Source organism: Xylophilus sp. ASV27 (assembly GCF_016428875.1).
Taxonomy (GTDB): Bacteria; Pseudomonadota; Gammaproteobacteria; order Burkholderiales; family Burkholderiaceae_C; genus Xylophilus.
Genome location: NZ_JAELTO010000288.1, coordinates 1 through 407 on the forward strand (window position 1 = coordinate 1; position 407 = coordinate 407).

A 407-nucleotide genomic window follows, 5' to 3' on the forward strand; every position below is an offset into this window, starting at 1 on the left:
TGATCCAGCAGGCCGAGGCGGTCGGCATCCACGTGCTGTCCATCAACCTGCCATCGAAGGCGGCGGGCGCGGGCTACATCGGCCCGGACTGGACGCGCATCGGGGAAATGCTGGCGGAGTCCTCGGTTGAGGCCTGCAAGGGCAAGAGCGGCAAGGTCGCCATCATTCAGGGCTCGGTCACGGCGGCCAACAACCTGTTCATGATGAACGGCATCGACTCGGTTCTTGGCAAGAATGCCCAGATCAAGGTGGTAGCCAATCAGGCCGCCGACTGGGACACGGCCAAGGCCAAGGCCGTGTCCACCACGGTGCTCAAGCAGAACCCCGACCTGTGCGCCATCATGGGCTCATGGGACGGCATGGACCTGGGCATTGCCGCCGCGGTGAAGGAGGCGGGGCTGACCGGC

At 65.4% G+C, this 407-nt stretch carries 1 protein-coding gene; it reads left to right on the forward strand.

The genetic code is table 11. The annotated features are described in order from the left end of the window. On the forward strand, positions 1-407 hold a 407-nt coding region (locus JHD63_RS22915; protein WP_198973122.1), incomplete at both ends, for a sugar ABC transporter substrate-binding protein.